This window comes from Companilactobacillus furfuricola, from assembly GCF_003946325.1.
In the GTDB taxonomy this organism is placed as follows: Bacteria; Bacillota; Bacilli; order Lactobacillales; family Lactobacillaceae; genus Companilactobacillus; species Companilactobacillus furfuricola.
On record NZ_RHNT01000084.1, the window covers coordinates 1 to 3,247 of the forward strand.

Here is a 3,247-nt window from a genome sequence, read left to right on the forward strand (position 1 = left end):
CAACTCGTACCTTGAAAACTGGATATTAAGAAGTAAATGAATTAAAGAAACACCGAAAACTGCGCGGCAGGGAGACCTGCCAGCTGTACTAGCGATAGTATGGCAAAGAAAGTTTTAAGAACTTTTGTGATTTAACTAATAGGTTAAGTTATAAAGGGCGCACGGTGGATGCCTAGGCACTAGGAGCCGAAGAAGGACGTAACTAACGACGATACGCCTCGGGGAGCTGTAAGTAAGCTATGAACCGGGGATCTCCGAATGGGGGAACCCAATCATCGTAATGGATGATTACTTGTATGTGAATACATAGCATGCAAGAGGAAGACGCAATGAACTGAAACATCTAAGTAGTTGCAGGAAGAGAAAGAAAAATCGATTCCCTGAGTAGCGGCGAGCGAAACGGGAAGAGCCCAAACCAGAGAGCTTGCTCTTTGGGGTTGTAGGACTGATGTAGTGAGAACAAAAGGCAAGGATAGTAGAACAAGTTGGAAAGCTTGGCCAAAGAGAGTGAAAGCCTCGTAAACGAAATCCGAACCACTCCAATCAGTATCCTGAGTACGGCGGGACACGAGAAACCCCGTCGGAATCTGGGAGGACCATCTCCCAAGGCTAAATACTCCCTAGTGACCGACAGTGAACCAGTACCGTGAGGGAAAGGTGAAAAGAACCCCGGAAGGGGAGTGAAATAGATCCTGAAACCGTGTGCCTACAAGTAGTCAGAGCCCGTTAATGGGTAATGGCGTGCCTTTTGTAGAATGAACCGGCGAGTTACGTTTGCATGCAAGGTTAAGATGAAGAGTCGGAGCCGGAGCGAAAGCGAGTCTGAATAGGGCGAATAAGTATGTAGATGTAGACCCGAAACCAAGTGACCTACCCATGTCCAGGTTGAAGATGCGGTAAAACGCATTGGAGGACCGAACCCATGTATGTTGAAAAATGCTGGGATGAGGTGTGGGTAGCGGTGAAATTCCAAACGAACTTGGAGATAGCTGGTTCTCTCCGAAATAGCTTTAGGGTTAGCCTCGGGGAAAAGGATCGTGGAGGTAGAGCACTGTTTGGACTAGGGGCCCGTCTTGGGTTACTGAATTCAGATAAACTCCGAATGCCATAGATCTATACCCGGGAGTCAGACGGTGAGTGATAAGATCCATCGTCGAAAGGGAAACAGCCCAGATCACCAGTTAAGGTCCCAAAATTCATGCTAAGTGGAAAAGGATGTGGAAATGCACAGACAACTAGGATGTTGGCTTAGAAGCAGCCATTCATTCAAAGAGTGCGTAATAGCTCACTAGTCGAGTGATTCTGCGCCGAAAATGTACCGGGGCTAAGCATGATACCGAAACTGTGGATGTGTCGTAAGACACGTGGTAGGAGAGCGTTGTAAAAGCATTGAAGCTGTACCGTGAGGAGCAGTGGAGTTTTTAGAAGTGAGAATGCCGGTATGAGTAGCGAAAGATCAGTGAGAATCTGATCGGCCGAAAGACTAAGGTTTCCTGGGGAAGGCTCGTCCTCCCAGGGTTAGTCGGGACCTAAGATGAGACCGAGAGGTGTAATCGATGGAAAACAGGTTGAGATTCCTGTACTAGTTTATATTGTTTGAGCGATGGAAGGACGCAGGAGGATGATGTGTGCATACGGCTGGAAAAGTATGTTCAAGCAGAAAGTCTTGGAAAGAGTCAAATGCTTTTACCTATAAGGACAATCTGTGATGAGGAGCGAAATTAAAGTAGCGAAGCACAGTAACTCACACTGCCGAGAAAAGTTTCTAGTTAGATATAAACTACCCGTACCGCAAACCGACACAGGTAGTCGAGGAGAGAATCCTAAGGTCAGCGAGTGAACTCTCGTTAAGGAACTCGGCAAAATGACCCCGTAACTTCGGGAGAAGGGGTGCTGGTGTAACAGCCAGCCGCAGTGAATAGGCCCAAACAACTGTTTATCAAAAACACAGGTCTATGCTAAATCGTAAGATGACGTATATGGGCTGACGCCTGCCCGGTGCTGGAAGGTTAAGAGGATCAGTTAGCATTAGCGAAGCTGAGAATTGAAGCCCCAGTAAACGGCGGCCGTAACTATAACGGTCCTAAGGTAGCGAAATTCCTTGTCGGGTAAGTTCCGACCCGCACGAAAGGCGTAATGATTTGGGCACTGTCTCAACGAGAGACTCGGTGAAATTATAATACCCGTGAAGATGCGGGTTACCCGCGACAGGACGGAAAGACCCCATGGAGCTTTACTGTAGCTTGATATTGAATTTTTGTGTAACATGTACAGGATAGGTAGGAGCCGTAGATATCGGAACGCTAGTTTCGATGGAGGCGTTGGTGGGATACTACCCTTGTTATATGAAGGTTCTAACCTGCACCAATAAACGTGGTGAGGGACAGTGTCTGGTGGGCAGTTTGACTGGGGCGGTCGCCTCCTAAAAAGTAACGGAGGCGCTCAAAGGTTCGCTCAGAATGGTTGGAAATCATTCGTAGAGTGTAAACGTAGAAGCGAGCTTGACTGCGAGACTGACAAGTCGAGCAGGGACGAAAGTCGGAGTTAGTGATCCGGTGGTACCGAATGGAAGGGCCATCGCTCAACGGATAAAAGCTACCCTGGGGATAACAGGCTTATCTCCCCCAAGAGTTCACATCGACGGGGAGGTTTGGCACCTCGATGTCGGCTCATCGCATCCTGGGGCTGTAGTCGGTCCCAAGGGTTGGGCTGTTCGCCCATTAAAGCGGTACGCGAGCTGGGTTCAGAACGTCGTGAGACAGTTCGGTCCCTATCCGTCGCGGGCGTAGGAAATTTGAGAGGAGCTGTCCTTAGTACGAGAGGACCGGGATGGACATACCTCTGGTGTACCAGTTGTTCTGCCAAGGGCATTGCTGGGTAGCTACGTATGGACGGGATAAACGCTGAAAGCATCTAAGTGTGAAGCCCCCCTCAAGATGAGATTTCCCATTCCGTTAAGGAAGTAAGATCCGTTAAAGAATATGACGTAGATAGGCTGCGGGTGGAAGAGTAGCGATACTTGGAGCTGAGCAGTACTAATAGATCGAGGACTTAACCGCAGTAAGTGGTTTGAGGTGAAGAAATAATTCATTGAACTTAATATCTAGTTTTGAAGGTACGAGCACCAAAGTGTGGTGGCGATAGCAAGAAGGATACACCTGTTCCCATGCCGAACACAGAAGTTAAGCTTCTTAACGCCGAAAGTAGTTGGTGGGAAACTACCCGCGAGGATAGGTAGTTGCCACGC

2 rRNA genes are annotated in these 3,247 nt (G+C 48.4%); both read left to right on the forward strand.

From position 1 onward, the window contains the following. Positions 1–141: 141 nt before the first annotated feature. A 23S ribosomal RNA gene (locus EKM78_RS12205) occupies positions 142–3,059 on the forward strand. A gap of 71 nt (positions 3,060–3,130) precedes the next feature. Further along, positions 3,131–3,247: ribosomal RNA gene (rrf, locus tag EKM78_RS12210) — 5S ribosomal RNA — on the forward strand.